This window comes from Ruegeria sp. AB9 (genome assembly GCF_056542585.1).
Window position 1 is genome coordinate 715,273 of the sequence record NZ_JBQGAA010000001.1, and the last position, 18,981, is coordinate 734,253.

Consider the following 18,981-nt stretch of genomic DNA (forward strand, 5'->3'; position numbering starts at 1 on the left):
AATGACGAACAGACGTACATTTCTGAAAGGTGCCGCAGCGGCCCCCGCTGCTGCGCTGGCGACGCCTGCACTGGCACAATCGACCATCAGATGGCGGATGCAGACCTACGCTGGCCCGGCACTGGCCGAGCACGTGATCGACCCGGCTATCAAGATGTTCAACACAATTGCCGGCGACAGGATGCAGATCGAGCTGTTCTATGCTGACCAGCTGGTCCCGACGGGCGAGCTATTCCGCGCGATGCAGCGCGGCACGATTGATGCCGTACAGTCGGATGATGACTCGATGGCGTCACCCACCGAGGTCACTGTTTTCGGCGGCTATTTCCCATTCGCATCCCGCTATTCGCTGGATGTGCCGGTTCTGTTCAACCAGTACGGGCTGAACGAAATCTGGGACGAGGAATACTCAAAGGTTGGCGTCAAGCACATCTCGGCAGGTGCGTGGGATCCCTGCCATTTTGCCACCAAAGACCCGATCAACAGCCTCGCGGATCTGCAGGGCAAGCGCGTCTTCACCTTCCCGACCGCGGGCCGCTTCCTGTCGCAGTTCGGCGTTGTGCCCGTCACCCTGCCCTGGGAAGACATCGAAGTTGCGGTTCAAACCGGCGAGTTGGACGGCATCGCATGGTCCGGCATCACCGAGGACTACACTGTTGGCTGGGCAGACGTGACCAACTACTTCCTGACCAACAACATCTCGGGCGCCTGGGCCGGTTCGTTCTTTGCCAACATGGATCGCTGGAACGAGCTGCCCGAAGATTTGCAGACCCTGTTCCGCGTGTGTACCGATCAGTCGCACTACTATCGTCAGTGGTGGTATTGGGGTGGCGAGGCCAGCCTGCGCGTCAATGGCGACAAGATGCAGCTGACTTCGATCCCTGACGAAGAATGGGCAACAGTCGAGGCAGCCGCCGTTGAGTTCTGGGATGAGATCGCAGCTGAATCCGAGACCAAAGCGAAGGTTGTTGAAATCTTCAAGCAGTACAACGCCGACATGCTCAAGGCCGGACGGCCTTATCGTTACGGCTAAGGAATGGCAAACTCGACCTGCCCCTTTCCCGGGGCGGGTCTATCAGGACGAATAGCCGATGGTAAATTTCGGCAAAGATAAAGGTGGCACATGCTCACGTTCGAACATCTGAAGACGCAAGTCTCTGAAGGTACGGTGGATACGGTATTGGTCTGCATGGTGGACATGCAGGGCCGTTTGATGGGCAAACGCTTTCACGCGGGTCATTTCGTGGCGGGCGCCTGGGAAGAAACGCATTGCTGCAATTACCTGCTGGCCACCGATCTGGAGATGGCAACTCCCGATGGCTACGCCTCGACCAGTTGGGAACGGGGCTATGGTGACTATGTCATGAAACCTGATCTGGACACGTTGCGCCCGGTGCCATGGCTTGAGGGCACAGTCATGGTGATGTGCGATGTGCTGGATCACCACACGCATGAGGAAGTGCCGCACGCGCCGCGTTCGATCCTGAAGAAGCAGGTCAACCGGTTGAAAGCCATGGGCTATGACGCCATGACCGCAACTGAGCTTGAGTTCTTCCTGTTCGAGAAGAGCTTTGACCAGATCCGCAAGGAAGGTTTCCGCGATCTGGAGCCGATCTCGGGCTATAACGAGGACTATCACATCCTGCAGACCACCAAGGAAGAGCATGTGATGCGGCCGATCCGCAACCACTTGTGGGATGCGGGGATACCGGTTGAGAACTCGAAGGGTGAGGCCGAGACCGGGCAGGAAGAACTGAACATCAAGTACGCGTCCGCAATGGACACAGCCGAGTATCATTCTATCGCCAAGAACGCTGTGAAAGAGATCGCCTGGCAACGTGGGCATGCGGCAACCTTCCTGCCGAAATGGCATCACGACAAGGTGGGCAGCTCGTCCCATGTGCATCAGTCACTGTGGGCAGATGGCAAGCCCGCGTTCTTTGACGCGGATGACGAGTTGGGCATGTCAGCGCTGATGAAAAGCTACATGGCCGGTCTGCTGAAATACGCCCCTGATTATACCTGTTTCATGGCGCCCTATATCAACAGCTACAAACGCTTCATGAAGGGCACCTTTGCGCCGACAAGGATCATCTGGTCGGTGGACAACCGCACCGCCGGGTTCCGCCTGTGTGGTGACGGCACCAAGGCCGTGCGGGTCGAGTGCCGGATTCCAGGTTCGGACATGAACCCCTATCTGGCAATGGCCGGAATGCTGGCTGCGGGGATTGCGGGGATCGAGGAAGGGCTTGAACTTCAGCCGCCAACCAAAGGCGACGTTTATCAGGGCGAGACTGGCATGATCCCCGGCAACCTGCGTGCGGCACGGGATGCCCTGCATGGCTCGGCGATGTTGCGGGCGGCCATGGGCGATGACGTCGTCGATCACTATACCCGCGCAGCGGAGGTCGAGATCGAGGAGTTCGAGCGCGTGGTGACAGATTGGGAAATCGCCCGCGGGTTCGAGCGGGCTTGAGTTCGGGTCGTGCTGGGGGCTCTGCCCCCAGACCCCCGGGATATTTTTGGCCAGATGAAGCAGGGATCCTGTTTCTTGTGAAGATGGAGTGATCATGGGGCAGATGTTGCAATGCATCTCACCGATTGATGGATCGGTTTATGCCGAACGTCAGGTACTGTCGCGAGATGCGGCATTCGAGAGCGCTGCGAAGGCGCGGGCGGCGCAAGCGGAATGGGCAGCGCGACCTTTGCAGGATCGAATTGATCTTGTGATGGCGGGTGTGGCCGCCGTGGGCGCGATGAATGATGAGATTGTTCCCGAGTTGGCCCATATGATGGGCCGCCCAGTGCGCTATGGCGGTGAGTTTGGCGGGTTCAACGAACGGGCCAGCCATATGGCTGAGATTGCCGAGGCGTCTCTGGCTGATATCGCAGTGGGTGAAGATGAGACGTTCCAGCGCTATATCAAGCGCATCCCGCATGGGGTGGTGTTTGTGGTAGCGCCCTGGAACTACCCCTACATGACGGCGATCAACACAGTCGCACCAGCGCTTATCGCGGGCAACACAGTCATCCTGAAACACGCGACGCAGACCTTGCTGGTGGGCGAACGCATGGCGCAGGCGTTCCATTCGGCGGGTGTGCCTGAGGACGTGTTCCAGAACGCCTTCCTGAGCCATGACGTGACAAATGACCTGATCGCGGGCAACGCGTTTGATTTCGTGAACTTTACGGGATCGGTCGGAGGTGGTCAGGCGATGGAACGTGCCGCGGCTGGTACCTTTACCGGCGTCGGCACAGAGCTGGGCGGCAAAGACCCGGGATATGTCATGGATGACGCCGATCTGGATGCTGCGGTCGATACGTTGATTGATGGCGCGATGTTTAATTCGGGCCAGTGCTGCTGCGGGATCGAGCGGATCTATGTGCATGAGAGCCTCTATGACGCTTTCGTCGCCAAGGCGGTGGAGATCGTGCAGGGGTATAAACTGGGCAACCCGCTGGGCGCCGAGACGACGATTGGCCCAATGGCCAATGTGCGTTTTGCCGACGAAGTGAGGGCACAGATCGCCGAGGCGGTTGAAGCCGGTGCGGTCGCGCATATCGACACCTTCGCTGAAGATGATGGTGGCGCGTATCTGACACCGCAGATCCTGACAAATGTCACGCACGACATGCGCGTGATGCGGGATGAAAGCTTTGGACCCGTGGTGGGCATCATGAAGGTGTCTTCGGACGAAGAGGCAATTGAGCTGATGAATGACAGCGAGTTTGGCCTAACCGCCAGCCTGTGGACCTGCGACGTAGATCGTGCAGCGCAAGTGGGTGACCAGATTGAAACAGGCACTGTGTTCATGAACCGCGCCGACTATCTTGACCCCGGCCTTTGCTGGACCGGCTGCAAGAATACCGGGCGCGGCGGCGGCCTTTCAATCATTGGATACCAAAACCTAACCCGTCCCAAATCCTATCACCTGAAGAAGGTCACGGGCTAAGGACGACGGCCTGCCCGGGCTTACCCCCTCTCCCGGGCAGGTCTCAAATCACAAAGGAAACCTGACATGTCACTTGTTGGAAACTGGTCCTATCCGACCGCCATCAAATTTGGAGCCGGGCGTATCAAGGAACTGCCCGAAGCGTGTGCCGCCGCCGGGATGAAAAAACCCCTGCTGGTCACGGACAAGGGGCTGGCTGACCTGCCGATCACCACAGCGACGTTGGATATCATGGAAGCTGCCGGTCTGGGCCGGGGATTGTTTGGCGATGTAGACCCAAACCCGAATGAGAAAAATCTCGATGCAGGGGTCGCTGCCTATAACGCGGGCGGCCACGATGGCGTAATTGCCTTTGGCGGAGGGTCGGGCCTGGATCTGGGCAAAATGGTTGCTTTCATGGCAGGCCAGTCACGCCCGGTGTGGGATTTCGAGGACATCGGTGATTGGTGGACCCGGGCCGACGCGGATGTGATCGCACCGATCATTGCAGTGCCTACGACCGCCGGCACTGGATCAGAAGTGGGCCGTGCCAGCGTCATCACCAATTCCGAGACGCACGCCAAGAAGATCATCTTCCACCCCAAGGTGTTGCCAACTGTCGTGATCTGCGATCCTGAACTGACGGTTGGGATGCCAAAGTTCATCACGGCAGGTACAGGTCTGGACGCTTTTGCGCATTGTGTCGAAGCCTATTCGAGCCCGCACTATCACCCGATGAGCCAAGGCATCGCACTAGAAGGTATGCGTTTGGTGAAAGATTATCTGCCACGAGCCTACTCTGACGGCTCCGATGTCGAGGCCCGCGCCCAGATGATGAGTGCGGCCGCCATGGGGGCGACGGCCTTCCAGAAAGGCCTTGGCGCGATCCACGCGATGAGCCACCCAATCGGCGCGGTGTTCAACACCCATCACGGCACCACCAATGCGGTTTGCATGCCCGCCGTACTGGAGTTCAACACCCCCGCCATTGCGGATCGGTTCCAGCAAGCTGCGGACTATCTGGGAATCGACGGCGGCTTTGACGGTTTCCGTGCCTTCGTACAGGACTTCAACGACAGCTTTGCCATTCCGCGCAAACTGAACGATCTGGGCGTTACCGAGGCCGCAATTCCGGAACTGGTCGAGGGAGCCATCACCGATCCGTCATGCGGCGGAAACCCAATTGAGTTGACCAAAGAGAACCTTACGCAGCTGTTCAAAGCAGCGCTCTAAATAACTAAATGGCCCGGCGAAACTTGCCGGGCCCTTTGCGTTCAGGTTGTCAAGACCAGATCAATGCCCGGTCAAAACCAGAGTGTTCACGGGCATCAGGATCAAACGCAGGCGCAGACCCGCGGCATGCACCACACCGATCGTGTCGACGACATGCAAAAAGGCCGCCTCCCAAAAGCCCAGATCTTCGTGTTCCAGACGTTCATGGTTGTCTGTGTAGACGTTAGCCAGGCAGTTACTGCCCGCAGGAATGTCATCCGCCATACCTTTGTATAGCGGTTCCATATAAACCAGAATCGAGCCGGGATTGTTGTTGGTCTGCACGTCCCGCAATTCATCCGATGGGCGGATCTGGCCGGAAGGAATGACGTCTTGAACCTCGACCACCACCGTGGGAATCACAGTGAACGGTTTGGTCATGCAGCCCAACTCACCGATCATGCCCGGCTTAATCACCTGCGCCGACAGCTGATTGAAAGCAGCCTGAAAACGATCATGTCCGGTATGCGATGGCACAAGAATGCCAGCGGGGCGCAACAAGGGGCTTACATAATCACCGACCTGCAGGCTGAACTGTTCAACCCGCCCGGTTACTCCAGCGAGGATCACTGTTTTGTCCAACTCGGTCTGCGCGGCGTCCAATTGCGCAATGGCACTGGCCAGTTGCGCGGGGATCAACTCTTCGATCTGCTGTTCAACGGCTGCACGTTTGGCTTCAGCGGCAACAACCTGGGCCTCACGCTCGGCAACCAGGTTTTCCAGCCTCTCGATCTCGGCCAGCCTTACAGCGCTCGAACCTTCGTCGCGCAAAGTCGTGTTTCGCTCAAGATCTTCCAGGGACTGTGCAAGGGCCGCCTTGGAACCGGCAATTCCAGCCTCAGCCTCTGCCAAATCGGTTTCCGCAACTTTCAGCGAGGCCTGAACCTGTGCAATCTGCGCATTTGCCGCCTGAACCTGCGCAGTCTGGCTGAAATCCTCGAGCCGGAAAATCGGCTGACCAGCAGTTACCAGTTCGTTGTTCTTGACGAAAACCTCTGAAACACGCCCGCCCAATTGCGGCAGAATGGTTACCGTCCGGAAATAGGACGCTGCGGTTTTACTGGCCGGGTGAAAATAGAACAATGTGGTGATCACGGTCAGCGCCAGAATGGCACAGGTGGTCAATCCCCAGCGCAGTTCGTACCACATGGTGAACAAGGTGATCTCGTGACCGATACGCTTGCCCTGAACAAACCGGCGAAACAGGTAGTCGGGCAGCACCGTAATCAGGGCGCAAAGCAGGGTCTCGATCATGCGTTCGGCTCCCGCACTTCGCTGACTTCTGAAACGGGCGAGGCCTGAGCTGTTGTTTCAGGCACGGGTTCCGGAACAGGTGACTGAGCAAGAGAACGAATGGCGTCGGCAATATTTCTGAGCGGGGTGGCGAAGTCCGGAAACTGGAACCCTGCAACCAGTATTGCCGCAATCCAGAAAAGCCCATTGTGTGTAAACAATGCCAGCAGCGCCAGAATACCCACCAATTGAAATTGCGGATGATTGTTTTCGTGGGCCATTTTTTCCGGAACCGAATGAAGCGTCAGGTAACCAACACCGATCAGCACCACAAGAACGACGAAAAAGACGACCATGGCGGAAAAAAGGTAATCGCTTCCGTCCGCTGCTACAACGTATCGGGGAATGTGCCCTGTGGCCATTGGATGAAGGTCTGCTGCAGTCACCTTACCCTCCTGTTTATTTTATACTTCTTTGACCGGGTTGAAGCACAAATTCAAGGCTGCTTATAGTCTGGAAACCCAAACGCATTACGAATGAGGGCTTGGGGGCCAATATGAAATTCAAGGAAAGTATGGCGTGTCTGTTTCGAACGGATCGTGAATTATGATTGATTTCCTCGTCATCGGAGGCGGTATCGCCGGGCTGAGCGCGGGTGCGCGCCTGTCGCAACACGGAACCGTGACAGTTCTGGAGGCTGAAGACGCCTTGGGCTATCACGCATCTGGCCGGTCAGCGGCTCTGTTTGAGGAAAGCTATGGACCACCTTCGGTCGTGGCCCTGAACAGGGCTGGGGCCGCTTTCCTGCACACGCAAAATGATGGCTACCTGACTGCGCGCGGTTTGATGCTGGTTGGCGCGATTGATCAGTCAGGCGTATTTGAAGCCGATTGCACCGATCTGAACATGGCGCGGATATCGATGGAACAGGCTATATCGCGTGTTCCGATCCTGAACCCGGACAAGGTCGGGTTTGCCGCGGTCAGCGAAGCCGCCTTTGACATCGACACCGATCGCTTGCTTCAGGATTTCGCGCGGACCATCCGTCGAAATGGAGGGACGGTTTCAACAAAAAGCAAAGTCACCGGCATTCGAAAAGAAGCGCATTGGGTGGTTAATGCCGATCAAGTCTTCGAAGCCCGCAATCTGGTCAACGCCGCCGGAGCCTGGGTGGACGAGGTAGCACAACTTGCAGGGCTGCCCGGCATCGGCATCATACCCCGGCGCAGGTCAATGGCGCGTCTGCCTGCTCCCGGAGGACACGACGTTTCCGTCTGGCCTATGATGCTCGGCGCGGGTGAAACATGGTACGCAAAACCGGATGCAGGCAAACTGCTGGTGTCGCCGTCCGAGGCCGATCCTGTCCCGCCTCAGGATGCCTATGCAGACGATATGGTCCTTGCCGAGGGTCTGGCCCGATATGAAGAATTGATGATCGAACCTGTCACACGGGTTGAAACAAACTGGGCGGGATTGCGAAGTTTTGCCCCTGACGGAACTTTGGTGATTGGACGGGACCCGTTTGACCCTTCGTTTGTCTGGTGCGCTGGCCAGGGCGGTTACGGATTTCAAACGTCGCCAGCGGCCTCGCAATTGTTGTGCGATCTGGTTGTTGGAAACACCCCGGAACTGGAATCTGACATTGTGGGCATGCTGACTCCTGACAGATTGAAGCGATGATCAAACGCAACCTCCCCTCGTCTGCAAGCGTCGCCAATGCGGGTGAAGATGGAAAACTGGTGGCCCCGGCAGCGTCGCGTAACGCGGACGCCCTGTGTGCATTGCTGCAAGAATGGGCCCCGCCCAATGGGTCGGCATTGGAAATCGCAAGCGGGACAGGTCAGCATGTCAGTGCCTTTGCAAAAGTGCTGCCCAATCTGAGCTGGCATCCGTCGGAAATCGACTCTGAACGGCGCTTGAGTATCGACGCCTATACCAGCAAATTGCCGAATGTCGCGCCGGCCGAAGTACTGAATGCGGTACAATCTGGCTGGAACAGGCGTTTTCCCGGGCAGAATCTGATCATCCTGATCAACCTGATACACTTGATCAGTTGGCAGGAAACCAAAACCATCATCTCGGAAGTGGCTCAGTCTTTGTCACCAAATGGGCGGTTCATCTTATACGGCCCTTTCAAACGTGCAGGGCTACTCACAAGTGACGGAGATATCCGGTTTCATGAGGCTTTGACCCTGCAAGACCCGGAAATCGGCTACAAAAACGACGCGGATATTCTCGACTTGTTCAAAGACGTCGGTCTGCACATGCTGGAAGCGGTCGAAATGCCTGCCAACAATCTTTCATTTATTGCCGAGCGCCCAGTCGTCTGATCGAGATCAAAGTCAAGCAACCGCATCCCGATTCATATTCCATTTACAATATATGATGAAGGACTCTCAGAAATGACTTGGCAAGAAAAACTCTCGGCGACACGAAAGAGTTTGCGAAATCTCAACGGTTCCATCCCCGATGCGACGCGCGCATTCGGAGCGCTTGGCAAGGCCGTTAAGGAAGGCGGGACACTCGATTACAAAACAAAGGAATTCATTGCGTTGGGAATGTCGGTCACCTTGCGATGCGAACCTTGTATTACCCTGCACACCGAAGCGTTGGTCAAAGCTGGTGCGACGCGAGATGAGGTGTCCGACGTATTGGCGATGGCCATTCAGATGGGTGGCGGGCCAGCAATGATGTATGCGGCCAAGGCACTGGAATGCTTCGACGAACTCTCCGCGTGACCAACAGAAAAAGGCCCCGGAAGTTTCCGGGGCCTTTTTTCGGTCAACCGTCCTTGCGGATGGTTTCGTTTTTCGGATCGTAAGGGCTGTCGCAGGTCACGACCGCATCCCACAGTTTGTCCTGTAGTTTGACCTTCAGCTTAGTGCCTTCGACCGCCAGCTCGGGCTTCACATAGCCCATGCCGATGGATTTCTCGAACGCGACCGAGTAACCGCCCGAGGTCAGACGACCCACACGCTCACCTTCCGGTGTGTACAGCGCTTCACGGCCCCACGGATCGGCATCGTCCGGTCCGTCGATCAGCAGGGTGCAGCATTTGACGCGCACACCGGTCTCTTCCAGCTTGGCCTTGCCATAGAAGTCCTTGGACAGGTCGACAAAGCGCGGCAGGTCAGCTTCCAGCGGAGTCGCGTCACGACCCAGTTCGGTTCCGAAGGCGCGATAGGATTTCTCCTGACGCAGCCAGTTCTGGGCGCGGGCACCGACCAGCTTCATGCCATGCTTCTCACCGGCTTTTTCCAGCAGGTCGAACAGGTAGTTCTGCATCTCGATCGGGTGGTGCAGTTCCCAGCCAAGCTCACCGGTATAGGCCACGCGGATCGCGTTGACCGGGCACATGCCCAGTTCGATCTGGCGGGCCGAAAGCCACGGGAAACGCTTGTTGGACAGTGCGGTTTCCGGATCAACGTCCTTGATGACCTCTCTCAGAACGTCACGCGACTTGGGTCCCGCGATGGCGAAGACGCCCCACTGGGTGGTCACGTCCTGGATTTCGATGTAGCCGAACTCCTCCATCTTGTCCTCGGCCGCCTTGCGCAGGTAGTCGGCGTCATACTCGGTCCAGGCACCGGCAGAGACGATGTAGTAGTTGTCCTCGCCATTGCGGACGATGGTGTATTCGGTGCGGGTGGTGCCGTGCGAGGTCAGCGCGTAGGTCAGGTTGATACGACCAACCTTGGGCAGCTTGTTGCAGGTGAACCAATCCAGGAACTGGGTCGCACCGGGGCCTTTGACGACATGCTTGGTGAAGGCCGACGCGTCGATCAGGCCAACGCCTTCGCGGATCGCCTTGGCCTCTTCGACGGCATGTTGCCACCAGCCACCACGGCGGAACGAACGGGCGTCATGATCGAAGTTTTCCGGAGCATCGACCGGACCAAAATAGTTGGGGCGTTCCCAGCCGTTCACCCAGCCGAACTGTGCGCCACGTGCTTTCTGGCGGTCATAGGCCGGAACAGTCCGCAGCGGACGGCAGGCTGCGCGCTCTTCGTCCGGGTGGTGCAGGATGTAGACGTGCTCATAGCATTCTTCGTTTTTGCGCGCCGCGAATTCGGTCGTCATCCAGTTGGACGAGTAACGCTTGGGGTCCAGCGAGGCCATGTCGATCTCGGCTTCGCCATCGACCATCATCTGCGCCAGATAGTAGCCGGTGCCGCCTGCGGCGGTGATGCCAAAGCTGAAGCCCTCGGCCAGCCACATGTTGCGCAGACCCGGAGCAGGACCAACCAGCGGGTTGCCATCGGGGGTATAGCAGATCGGGCCGTTGAAATCGTCTTTCAGCCCGGATTCGGCGCAGGACGGTACGCGCTCAGCCATCGCCATGTACTGATCTGCAATCCGGTCGAGATCCAACGGGAACAGGTCGGCGCGGAAGCTGTCCGGTACACCATGTTCAAAGCGTGCGGGCGCACCATGTTCGTAGATACCCAGAATCCAGCCGCCACGCTCTTCACGTGCGTAGGATTCGTTGTCAGCGTCACGCACGACGGGGTGTTCGGGGTTGCCCGCTTCACGCCATTTGACCAACTCGGGGTCTTTATCCATGACGATGAAAGTGTGCTCGACCGGGATGGCAGGCATCTTGATACCCAGCATCTTGGCGGTGCGCTGTGCGTGGTTGCCCGATGCGGTCACCACGTGCTCGGCTGTGATCACGACCTTCTCATCGCTTTCAACAAGATTACCGCCTTTTTCCACCATCTTGGTGCAGGTGACTTCCCAATGAGTACCGTTCCAGTGGAACGCGTCGGCCTGCATCTTGCGCACGATGTCCACGCCGCGCTGTCGGGCACCCTTGGCCATCGCCTGAGTCACGTCCGCAGGGTTAATGTAGCCGTCTTCGGTGTGATAAATCGCACCCTTCAGGTCCGAGGTTTCGATCAGCGGCCAGCGTTCCTTGATCTGGTCAGGGGTCAACCACTCATAGGCAACATCGCAGGTTTCGGCGGTGGAGGCATAGAGCATGTACTCATCCATACGCTCTTGCGTCTGTGCCATACGCAGGTTGCCGACCACGGCAAAACCCGCATTCAGTCCGGTTTCTTCTTCCAGCGTCTTGTAGAAGTCGACCGAGTACTTGTGGATGTGAGTTGTCGCATAGGACATGTTGAACAGTGGCAGCAGACCTGCCGCGTGCCAGGTGGACCCGGACGTCAACTCGTCCCGTTCGATCAACATCACATCATCCCAGCCAGCTTTGGCCAGATGATAGGCAATCGAGGTCCCAACGGCGCCACCGCCAACGACCAATGCTTTGACTTGGGTTTTCATAACCGGGCGTCTCCCCTTGAATTCAGCTGACACCATATGGCGCACTTAAGGGGGACCGCGCGACATTCATCCGACCAGTGATATGAAAAAAACGACCCGAACATCGAAAGCGGGTCGCGGATCAGTCATCAAACCCCTGATCTCAACCGCTGGAGCGGCAGCGCTTGCTGTTCCCGGCCGTGGTGCAGACAAGTTTACGACTGTCCTTTGAAGGCGTCTTCGCCGCAGGTTCCTGAGGTTGTGAAGGTTCGACCTCGGCTTCGAACCAGCTGGCAGAAAACCCGGCACGCGAGGATACCGAAGAGAGATAGCCTTGGATGCCCAACCCATTCTCTGATGCTTTGGCCTGCTGAGAATAGTCCAGCCCCGCGACTGCCACCCCGCAGATCACTGCAAACCCTGCCAGATATTTTGCACTCATGTCGGCCACCTGTTCGTATTCGGGTCTGTGAAACCAAGACATGTGGACGTTTTGAGGGCACGATACGGGCCAAAACGCGAAAATCATTATGATTGGTCGGACAAGACCTTGCCGGGGTTCATGATGTTCTCAGGGTCCAGAGCAGCCTTGATTGCAGCCATATACTGCATGGCAGCTCCCAGTTCTTTAATCAGGTAAGGTTTCTTACCCTGACCAATTCCGTGTTCACCGGTACAGGTTCCCTCCATTGAAATCGCCAGATCGTTCAACCAGCCGACAAACTCTTCGGCTTTGGCAAGTTCTTCGGCATTCTCCATGTCGATCAACAGAAGCGAGTGGAAGTTCCCATCCCCCACATGCCCCACCATCGGAGCGAGCAAGCCAAGATCGGCTGCCTTCTGCTGAGTCTCGGTCACGCATTCGGCCAGGCGCGAGATCGGCACGCAGACATCGGTTGATATACCACGTGCGCCGGGGCGCAGTTGCAGGCACGCCCAATACATATCATGCCGCGCCTGCCACAGCTTGTTCCGTTCTTCGGTGGTCGAGGTCGCGACAAAATCGGTGCCGCCGAACTCTTCAGCGATCTGACCAAAGGTTTCGGCCTGTTCCACGGCACCGCTCTCTGAGCCATGAAATTCCAACAACAGCAGCGGCGTTTCCGGCAAGCTCAGCCCAGAATAGGCATTGGCGGCCCGAACCGACATTTCATCCAGCAACTCGATTCGGGCGACCGGAATGCCGTATTGAATGGTCATCATCACCGCGCGACACGCTGCATCGACGGTTGGAAAGGAACATCTGGCTGAGCTGATCGCTTCGGGGATACCCTGCAATCTCAGGGTCAGTTCGGTGATAATCCCCAACGTACCTTCCGCACCAATCAAAAGGCGTGCCAGATCATACCCGGCCGATGATTTCTTGGCCCTGTGACCAGTACGAATGATCTGACCGTCCGGCATGACCGCCTCAAGGCTGAGAACATTGTCCCTCATCGTTCCATACCGGACCGCATTGGTGCCCGAAGCTCGGGTCGCGGCCATACCACCCAGCGAAGCATTGGCTCCTGGATCAATCGGAAAGAACAGACCCTGGTCTCGCAAATGAGTGTTCAGCGCCTCGCGCGTCACTCCGGGCTGCACCACACAATCCAGATCTTCGGCGTGGACCGCCAGCACTTTGTCCATTTGCATCAGATCGACCGAAATGCCCCCTGCTGGCGCATTCACATGCCCTTCCAGCGAGGTTCCTGTACCGAAGGGGATTACCGGCACCCGGTGCGCGGCACAGGTTTTGACGATGTCAGAAACTTCCTGCGTTGTATGCGGGAAAACCACGGCGTCCGGGCTTTGGTTTTCGATCCATGTCGTTGTGTGGCCATGCTGTTCACGGATCGCAGTGCCAGTTTGCAACCTGTCGCCAAAGCGCTGCTTGAGAACGCCGATCGCAGTTTCGATACCAGCTTCGTTTCTTGGCAATGCGGTTGCCTGCACCATTGTCATCCTCCCCTGCCCGCGCACGTCATGGGCCTTTCAGCCTATGACTAAAAGGCCCGCTGAGAGTGGGCAATCCCCACAAATACCGAGAGCTTACTCGCCCAGCGCAATGCCTTCCCGGCGCGGGTCGGCACCACCGCTCAGCCCGTCGCCAATTTCGATTGCGTGCAGACCCGATGTCAGGTCGCGGGGATTGACTTCAAAGCCGAGCTGAGCAAGCCCATCTGTAAACCCTTCTGCAGCGGTACCAACCTCGACATCATACGTTCCGAAACGGTTGACCAGATGCGGAAGTGACACCGATTGCTGCACATCCATTCCCCAATCGGCCCATGCGATGATGGACTTGGCCACGTAGCCAATGATCCGGCTGCCACCCGGGGATCCGATCGCCAGAACCGGCGCGCCGTCCTGCATCACGATAGTCGGACTCATAGACGAGCGCGGACGCTTACCGGGCTCCAGCCGGTTGGCAATCGGTACGCCGTCACTGTGGGTCTTAAACGAGAAATCCGTCAACTCATTGTTGAGAAGGAACCCGTTTGTCATCAGGCGCGAACCAAAACCGTTTTCGATTGTCGTCGTCATGGACAGGACGTTGCCGTATCCATCCACGATGGAAATATGCGAGGTCGAGGGCAGTTCCAGCGATATATCATCCGCCCAGTTCAGCGCGTGGTCGAATTCCGGTTGCCCCGGCCCGACCTCTGCCAAAGCACCTTCCACGCCCAGAAGCGCCGCCCGCTGTGACAGGTAGGCCGGATCGACGAGGCCGTTGGTCGGCATGGGCACAAAATCATTGTCAGCCATGTACCGGCCCCGGTCCGCAAAGGCGAGGCGCGAGGCGTCCCCGATCAACCTCCAAGCCTCAGCACTCTCAGGGCCCATAGCTGCCAGATCATAGCTGTTCAGCATCCCGAGAATCTGCCCCACGGTCAGTGCACCCGACGACGGGGGACCCATGCCGCAGACTTCATAGGCGCGGTATGCCGCACAAACTGGCTCGCGTTCGATCACCTGATAGAGCGCCAGATCCACGCCCGACAGAACTCCGGGATTACCCGGAGCGTTGCGAACCGTGCGCACGATGTCTGCAGCAATCTCGCCACCGTAAAATCCAGCCGCCCCGTCACTGGCCAGAGCGCGCAAAGTTTCGGCATAAGCCGGGTTCATCAGGCGCTGTCCCTGCTTTAGGGGTTCTCCACCTGGCAGAAAATATGCGGCGGTTTCGGGAAAGCGCGACAAACGCTCAGCATCGTTTTCAACCAAGCTGGCAAGGCGCGGCGAGACCAGAAAGCCCTCATCCGCCAAGCGGATGCCATCGGCGAACAATCCGGGCCAGGACGAACGACCCCAACGGCGATGCGCTTCTTCCAGCAAAGCGGGCGTGCCCGGAGTACCCACCGACAACCCACCGACTACTGCATCGAAGAATTTTCGCGGCTCACCGTTTTCGTCCTGAAACAGGGTCGGTGTAGCCGACAGTGGCGCGGTTTCACGCCCATCCAGCGTTGTCATCTGCTCGGTCGCAGCGTCGTACCAAACCAAAAACGCACCGCCGCCCAGCCCCGAGGACTGCGGCTCGACCAGTCCTAGCACTACCTGAACGGCGACCATTGCATCTGCAGCGGACCCGCCTGCACGCAGCACTTTGGCTCCGGCTTCAACGGCCAGCGGGTTGGCGGCGGCCACCATCCAGTTCTCGGATGTGACCGGAACGCCGTCCAGCTTTGCCTCGAGCGCGGCAATGACTTCTTCGGTCAGGGCTTGTACCTGCCCCTCCGTGGCAGTTTCCGGCGCAACGGCATCTGCCGCTTCCTGAGCGAACACCGGAGCGGCAAAAGAAAAAGCAGAAAACAGCAGAACTGAAACACGTCTCATCTGATCAAATCCTCCAATACATCCTTAATTTTCAACATCGTACGCCGAACACCCTCTGCACAAGGACACACTGTTTAGTCAGGAACGCACGGCAGAGTTCCGCCACATGAATTACGCCTTTGCACCGTCTGCCGTGCGATCCCGTTCATAGCAGGTCATTCCGGAGAATTCCGGCAACCACGCCTCGCGTCGAGTGACCCAGCTTTCATATGTTGGCGTCAATTGATCCCGCGCATCGAGACACCCAAGATGCACTTCGATTTCAGTTCCGCTGCGCGCAAAGACCGGTGAGCCGCAGGTTGGGCAAAAGAACCGGTCCGCATAGCCACGCGCTTCGCCGGAAACTGCTACTTTGTCGTCCAAGAAAATAGCCGCCGTATAGAACAAAGCACCATGTTGCTTGCGACAGTCCAGACAATGACAAATCCCGACCCGGAGAGGACGACCAGAAGCCGTGATGCGCAGATTTCCGCAGCGGCATCCTCCTTCAAATACGTCCATCCGAGCTCCTTTCCGGTATGCTACAGCATCGCTGGCACTACCTGATCCGGCGGGCGGTGACCGTCTTCAAAAGTCTTGATGTTGATGATCACTTTCTCGCCCATCTCGACCCGCCCCTCCAGCGTAGCCGATCCCATATGCGGCAACAGAACCACGTTGGGCAGTTGCCGCAGGCGCGGATTCACGTCGGTTCCCTGTTCGTAGACGTCCAGCCCTGCCCCCGCGATTTCACCCGCGCGGATCATCCGGGTCAGGGCATTTTCGTCCACAACCTCTCCACGTGACGTATTTACAATCACTGCCGAGGGTTTCATCAATTTCAGACGACGTGCGTTCATCAGATGGAAGGTAGATGGCGTTGACGGGCAATTGACCGAAATCACATCCATCCGCGCAACCATCTGATCCAGGCTTTCCCAATAGGTTGCCTCCAGTTCTTGCTCAGTCTCGGGGCGCAGCCTGCGACGGTTGTGATAGTGAACCTGCATTCCAAACGCGTTTGCACGTCGCGCCACTGCCTGCCCGATCCGGCCCATACCCAGAATACCCAGACGACGACCTCCGATACGACCTCCCAGAAATGCGGTGGGCGCCCAGCCGGACCAATCTCCCTGCTGCATCACACTCAAACCTTCGGGAATGCGTCGGGTAACGGCCAGAATCAGGGCCATTGTCATATCGGCTGTGTCATCAGTCAGCACACCCGGCGTGTTCGACACCAGAATACCGCGCTGACGCGCCGTGGACACATCAATATTGTCGACACCGGCTCCGTAATTAGCAATGAGCTTCAACTTTTCGCCCGCCTGCCCCAGCAGGCCGCCATCAATGGCATCGGTCACTGTGGGCACTAGCACATCGGCATCCTGCACAGCTGCCACAAGTTCTTCGCGCGTCATCGGAGTGTCATCGTCGCGCAGGCGCACATCAAACAACTCGCTCAGCCGGGTTTCGACCGCTTCGGGCAACCGTCGCGTAACGACAACACTCAAACGTTCTCTTGGCACCTCGGCCCTCCCACTACTTTGCAAACGGACGCGCGCCATGGCATCGTGGCGCAGGATAAGGCGGGGCACAAGAACCCCATTGGCATTGAGTCGACCTTTTTTCAAAACCGGATCAACAGGCATAAGAGCAGGCAGTCAGTGAGTGGTATTCGACCGGTAAAACGCCTTTGTCTGGCGGCAATATCCGTTTTTTCGATCATGTTCGGCGCAGGGGCTGCACATGCCCAGGAAAAACGCGGATCGGTCACCAACCTTCCCCTGCCCCGTTATGTTTCGATGAAAGGGGCCGAAGGCAACGTACGCCGCGGTCCATCTTTGACACATCGAATCGACTGGGTGTTCAAACGGCGCGGAATGCCGCTGCAGATCACTGCCGAATATGGCAACTGGCGCAGGGTTCAGGACCGCGACGGCGCGGGCGGCTGGGTTCACTACGCTTTGTTGTCGGGCGTCCGAACGGTTCTGATCGAATCCGAAATGCTGCCTGTCTATTCCCGCCCTGATCCGACCTCACCTGTGAATGCGCATTTTGAGACCGGAGTGGTGGCGCGCCTAGGCACCTGTTCGTTGGACTGGTGCCGGATCACAGCTGGCGGATATCGCGGTTGGACACTTAAATCGAACCTATGGGGTGTCGATCCGTCAGAAATTCGCGAATAGTTGGAAGGCTGACTGTCCCACCGTATTAGGAAGCACGCGACAAGGTGTTTGAGTTTCCTGTCGATATGCTGTGAAACTCGACCAAAACGGAGGCGATCATGCGCGCAGTTACATATTCCACCTTCGGAGACCCAGCCGATGTCCTGCGGATACAGGACCTTCCCCCCATCCCACCGGGCCCGGGTGAGGTCACGGTTGAACTGTCCTTTTCCGGCGTGAACCCTTCTGACGTCAAAGCCCGAGCCGGGACCAGACCGGGCGTGACGGAACCTCCGTTCCCACTGATCATCCCGCACAGCGACGGGGCCGGTATTATCTCGACTGTTGGCGATGGAGTACCCGAATCGCGGATCGGTCAACGCGTGTGGGTCTGGAACGGGCAGTGGCAACGTCCCTTTGGCACCGCCGCCAGCCACATCACCCTTCCCGAGGCACAGGCTATAGCTCTGCCGGACAAAGTATCGCTACAGACCGGCGCGGTTCTGGGCATCCCTGGCCTTACCGCCAGCCACGCCGTGTTTTCAGGCGGTAGCCCCGATGGGCAAACGATTCTGATCCACGGTGGCGCGGGCACCGTTGGCTTTCTGGCCGTTCAGCTTGCCAAATGGGCCGGGGCGCGTGTGATTGCGACAGCCAGCCCGCGCAACTTTGACCGGGTTATAGCAGCCGGGGCGGATGTCGTGCTCGATTACGCCAGCAAGGATCTATCTACCGAGATTCTCGATGCAAATGGTGGCCAACCAATCGGTCGAATCGTCGACGTCGAATTCGGCCGGAACATAGAAACAAACGCGGCGGTCATCGCCGAGAACGGGCGCATCAACGCTTACGGGTCTGCCCAAAACATGGCGCCTGTCTTTCCGTTCGGATCAATGATGTTCAAGGCCATGACGCTTGAGACGATTCTGATTTACCTTCTTCCACCGGTTCAGCGTGCCAATGCCGTGAAGACCCTTCATCGGGCCCTGGCTGAAGGCGCTTTGACCTGCCCTGTTCAAAAGGTCTTTACGCTGGAAGACTGCGCATCCGCGCATGCAATGGTGCAGGGCGGCAATCGTACCGGAGCCGTGTTAATCGGCACCAAATGACGGTCGTTAAAAAAAATTGTTCGGCTTGAGTTTTTTTGACAAAACGCTCTTGATCCCCGCCAACAACAATCGTAGATAGCCGCTCACCGTTGGGGTGTAGCCAAGTGGTAAGGCAGCGGTTTTTGGTACCGTGTATCGTAGGTTCGAATCCTACCACCCCAGCCACAAAACTTCATAAAAATCATACACTTAGAAGCGCTC

The 18,981-nt window shown here is 57.7% G+C and carries 17 protein-coding genes and 1 tRNA gene; 10 read left to right on the plus strand and 8 right to left on the minus strand.

Features of this window, described 5'->3' with window-relative positions; all coding sequences use genetic code 11:
• The first annotated feature begins 1 nt into the window (after position 1).
• The 4 genes from ACR0K5_RS03665 (at position 2) to ACR0K5_RS03680 (ending at position 5,165) form a co-directional block, all read left to right on the plus strand.
• Positions 2–1,033 carry a TRAP transporter substrate-binding protein gene (locus tag ACR0K5_RS03665; RefSeq protein WP_480628370.1) on the plus strand — a complete coding sequence of 344 codons (1,032 nt, stop codon included), beginning with the start codon at positions 2–4 and terminating at the stop codon, positions 1,031–1,033.
• A gap of 90 nt (positions 1,034–1,123) precedes the next feature.
• A complete protein-coding gene (locus tag ACR0K5_RS03670; protein WP_480628371.1) occupies positions 1,124–2,476 on the plus strand; it encodes a glutamine synthetase family protein in 1,353 nt (450 codons plus the stop codon).
• A 94-nt stretch (positions 2,477–2,570) separates the two neighbouring features.
• Complete coding sequence (locus ACR0K5_RS03675; protein ID WP_480628372.1) at positions 2,571–3,953, plus strand: aldehyde dehydrogenase family protein; 1,383 nt, start codon at positions 2,571–2,573, stop codon at positions 3,951–3,953.
• Positions 3,954–4,019: 66 nt separating this feature from the next.
• Positions 4,020–5,165 carry an iron-containing alcohol dehydrogenase gene (locus ACR0K5_RS03680; protein ID WP_480628373.1) on the plus strand — a complete coding sequence of 382 codons (1,146 nt, stop codon included), beginning with the start codon at positions 4,020–4,022 and terminating at the stop codon, positions 5,163–5,165.
• Positions 5,166–5,225: 60 nt separating this feature from the next.
• On the opposite strand, the gene ACR0K5_RS03685 is transcribed toward ACR0K5_RS03680, so the two are convergent.
• Both ACR0K5_RS03685 and ACR0K5_RS03690 read right to left on the minus strand, forming a co-directional pair.
• Positions 5,226–6,458 carry an HlyD family secretion protein gene (locus tag ACR0K5_RS03685; protein ID WP_480628374.1) on the minus strand — a complete coding sequence of 411 codons (1,233 nt, stop codon included), beginning with the start codon at positions 6,456–6,458 and terminating at the stop codon, positions 5,226–5,228.
• The gene (locus ACR0K5_RS03690) at positions 6,455–6,859 is read right to left on the minus strand and encodes a hypothetical protein (protein WP_480628752.1); all 405 of its coding nucleotides are present in this window, start codon (positions 6,857–6,859) and stop codon (positions 6,455–6,457) included. Before ACR0K5_RS03690 ends, ACR0K5_RS03685 begins: the two co-directional genes overlap by 4 nt.
• A 184-nt stretch (positions 6,860–7,043) precedes the next feature.
• Between ACR0K5_RS03690 and ACR0K5_RS03695 the strand changes: the two genes are divergently transcribed.
• The 3 genes from ACR0K5_RS03695 to ACR0K5_RS03705 all read left to right on the plus strand — a co-directional run bounded on the left by ACR0K5_RS03695 (position 7,044) and on the right by ACR0K5_RS03705 (position 9,175).
• Positions 7,044–8,117 carry an NAD(P)/FAD-dependent oxidoreductase gene (locus tag ACR0K5_RS03695; RefSeq protein ID WP_480628375.1) on the plus strand — a complete coding sequence of 358 codons (1,074 nt, stop codon included), beginning with the start codon at positions 7,044–7,046 and terminating at the stop codon, positions 8,115–8,117.
• On the plus strand, positions 8,114–8,767 hold the full coding sequence (locus ACR0K5_RS03700; RefSeq protein WP_480628376.1) for a DUF938 domain-containing protein: 654 nt from the start codon (positions 8,114–8,116) through the stop codon (positions 8,765–8,767). Before ACR0K5_RS03695 ends, ACR0K5_RS03700 begins: the two co-directional genes overlap by 4 nt.
• 72 nt (positions 8,768–8,839) lie before the next feature.
• Entirely contained in the window at positions 8,840–9,175 is a 336-nt protein-coding gene (locus ACR0K5_RS03705) for a carboxymuconolactone decarboxylase family protein (RefSeq protein WP_480628377.1), read from the plus strand.
• 43 nt (positions 9,176–9,218) lie between these two features.
• Here the strand turns inward: ACR0K5_RS03705 and ACR0K5_RS03710 are convergent, their stop codons facing one another.
• The 6 genes from ACR0K5_RS03710 to ACR0K5_RS03735 form a co-directional block, all read right to left on the minus strand.
• A complete protein-coding gene (locus ACR0K5_RS03710) occupies positions 9,219–11,726 on the minus strand; it encodes a GcvT family protein (protein ID WP_480628378.1) in 2,508 nt (835 codons plus the stop codon).
• A 142-nt stretch (positions 11,727–11,868) separates the two neighbouring features.
• Positions 11,869–12,147, minus strand: a complete 279-nt coding sequence (locus tag ACR0K5_RS03715; protein ID WP_480628379.1) for a hypothetical protein — start codon at positions 12,145–12,147, stop codon at positions 11,869–11,871.
• An 86-nt stretch (positions 12,148–12,233) separates the two neighbouring features.
• Complete coding sequence (locus ACR0K5_RS03720) at positions 12,234–13,643, minus strand: FAD-binding oxidoreductase (protein ID WP_480628380.1); 1,410 nt, start codon at positions 13,641–13,643, stop codon at positions 12,234–12,236.
• A gap of 93 nt (positions 13,644–13,736) precedes the next feature.
• The gene (ggt, locus tag ACR0K5_RS03725; protein WP_480628381.1) at positions 13,737–15,524 is read right to left on the minus strand and encodes a gamma-glutamyltransferase; all 1,788 of its coding nucleotides are present in this window, start codon (positions 15,522–15,524) and stop codon (positions 13,737–13,739) included.
• A 111-nt stretch (positions 15,525–15,635) separates the two neighbouring features.
• Positions 15,636–16,025 carry a GFA family protein gene (locus ACR0K5_RS03730; protein WP_480628382.1) on the minus strand — a complete coding sequence of 130 codons (390 nt, stop codon included), beginning with the start codon at positions 16,023–16,025 and terminating at the stop codon, positions 15,636–15,638.
• Positions 16,026–16,045: 20 nt separating this feature from the next.
• On the minus strand, positions 16,046–17,032 hold the full coding sequence (locus ACR0K5_RS03735) for a 2-hydroxyacid dehydrogenase (RefSeq protein WP_480628383.1): 987 nt from the start codon (positions 17,030–17,032) through the stop codon (positions 16,046–16,048).
• A 198-nt stretch (positions 17,033–17,230) separates the two neighbouring features.
• Between ACR0K5_RS03735 and ACR0K5_RS03740 the strand changes: the two genes are divergently transcribed.
• The 3 genes from ACR0K5_RS03740 to ACR0K5_RS03750 all read left to right on the plus strand — a co-directional run bounded on the left by ACR0K5_RS03740 (position 17,231) and on the right by ACR0K5_RS03750 (position 18,945).
• Positions 17,231–17,692, plus strand: a complete 462-nt coding sequence (locus ACR0K5_RS03740; RefSeq protein WP_480628753.1) for an SH3 domain-containing protein — start codon at positions 17,231–17,233, stop codon at positions 17,690–17,692.
• A gap of 98 nt (positions 17,693–17,790) precedes the next feature.
• Positions 17,791–18,780, plus strand: coding sequence for an NADPH:quinone reductase (locus ACR0K5_RS03745; RefSeq protein ID WP_480628384.1), 990 nt, complete (start codon positions 17,791–17,793; stop codon positions 18,778–18,780).
• 90 nt (positions 18,781–18,870) lie between these two features.
• A tRNA-Gln gene (locus tag ACR0K5_RS03750) sits at positions 18,871–18,945 on the plus strand.
• Positions 18,946–18,981: the final 36 nt, after the last annotated feature.

Bases quoted from the DNA above. Each gene is read 5' to 3' on its own strand.
- ggt (WP_480628381.1), bottom strand. From the start codon at position 15,524: ATGAGACGTGTTTCAGTTCTGCTGTTTTCTGCTTTTTCTTTTGCCGCT.
- ACR0K5_RS03730 (WP_480628382.1), bottom strand. From the start codon at position 16,025: ATGGACGTATTTGAAGGAGGATGCCGCTGCGGAAATCTGCGCATCACG.
- ACR0K5_RS03690 (WP_480628752.1), bottom strand. From the start codon at position 6,859: ATGGCCACAGGGCACATTCCCCGATACGTTGTAGCAGCGGACGGAAGC.
- ACR0K5_RS03715 (WP_480628379.1), bottom strand. From the start codon at position 12,147: ATGAGTGCAAAATATCTGGCAGGGTTTGCAGTGATCTGCGGGGTGGCA.
- ACR0K5_RS03685 (WP_480628374.1), bottom strand. From the start codon at position 6,458: ATGATCGAGACCCTGCTTTGCGCCCTGATTACGGTGCTGCCCGACTAC.
- ACR0K5_RS03720 (WP_480628380.1), bottom strand. From the start codon at position 13,643: ATGGTGCAGGCAACCGCATTGCCAAGAAACGAAGCTGGTATCGAAACT.
- ACR0K5_RS03680 (WP_480628373.1), top strand. From the start codon at position 4,020: ATGTCACTTGTTGGAAACTGGTCCTATCCGACCGCCATCAAATTTGGA.
- ACR0K5_RS03740 (WP_480628753.1), top strand. From the start codon at position 17,231: ATGTTCGGCGCAGGGGCTGCACATGCCCAGGAAAAACGCGGATCGGTC.
- ACR0K5_RS03705 (WP_480628377.1), top strand. From the start codon at position 8,840: ATGACTTGGCAAGAAAAACTCTCGGCGACACGAAAGAGTTTGCGAAAT.
- ACR0K5_RS03710 (WP_480628378.1), bottom strand. From the start codon at position 11,726: ATGAAAACCCAAGTCAAAGCATTGGTCGTTGGCGGTGGCGCCGTTGGG.
- ACR0K5_RS03675 (WP_480628372.1), top strand. From the start codon at position 2,571: ATGGGGCAGATGTTGCAATGCATCTCACCGATTGATGGATCGGTTTAT.
- ACR0K5_RS03695 (WP_480628375.1), top strand. From the start codon at position 7,044: ATGATTGATTTCCTCGTCATCGGAGGCGGTATCGCCGGGCTGAGCGCG.
- ACR0K5_RS03670 (WP_480628371.1), top strand. From the start codon at position 1,124: ATGCTCACGTTCGAACATCTGAAGACGCAAGTCTCTGAAGGTACGGTG.
- ACR0K5_RS03665 (WP_480628370.1), top strand. From the start codon at position 2: ATGACGAACAGACGTACATTTCTGAAAGGTGCCGCAGCGGCCCCCGCT.
- ACR0K5_RS03745 (WP_480628384.1), top strand. From the start codon at position 17,791: ATGCGCGCAGTTACATATTCCACCTTCGGAGACCCAGCCGATGTCCTG.
- ACR0K5_RS03700 (WP_480628376.1), top strand. From the start codon at position 8,114: ATGATCAAACGCAACCTCCCCTCGTCTGCAAGCGTCGCCAATGCGGGT.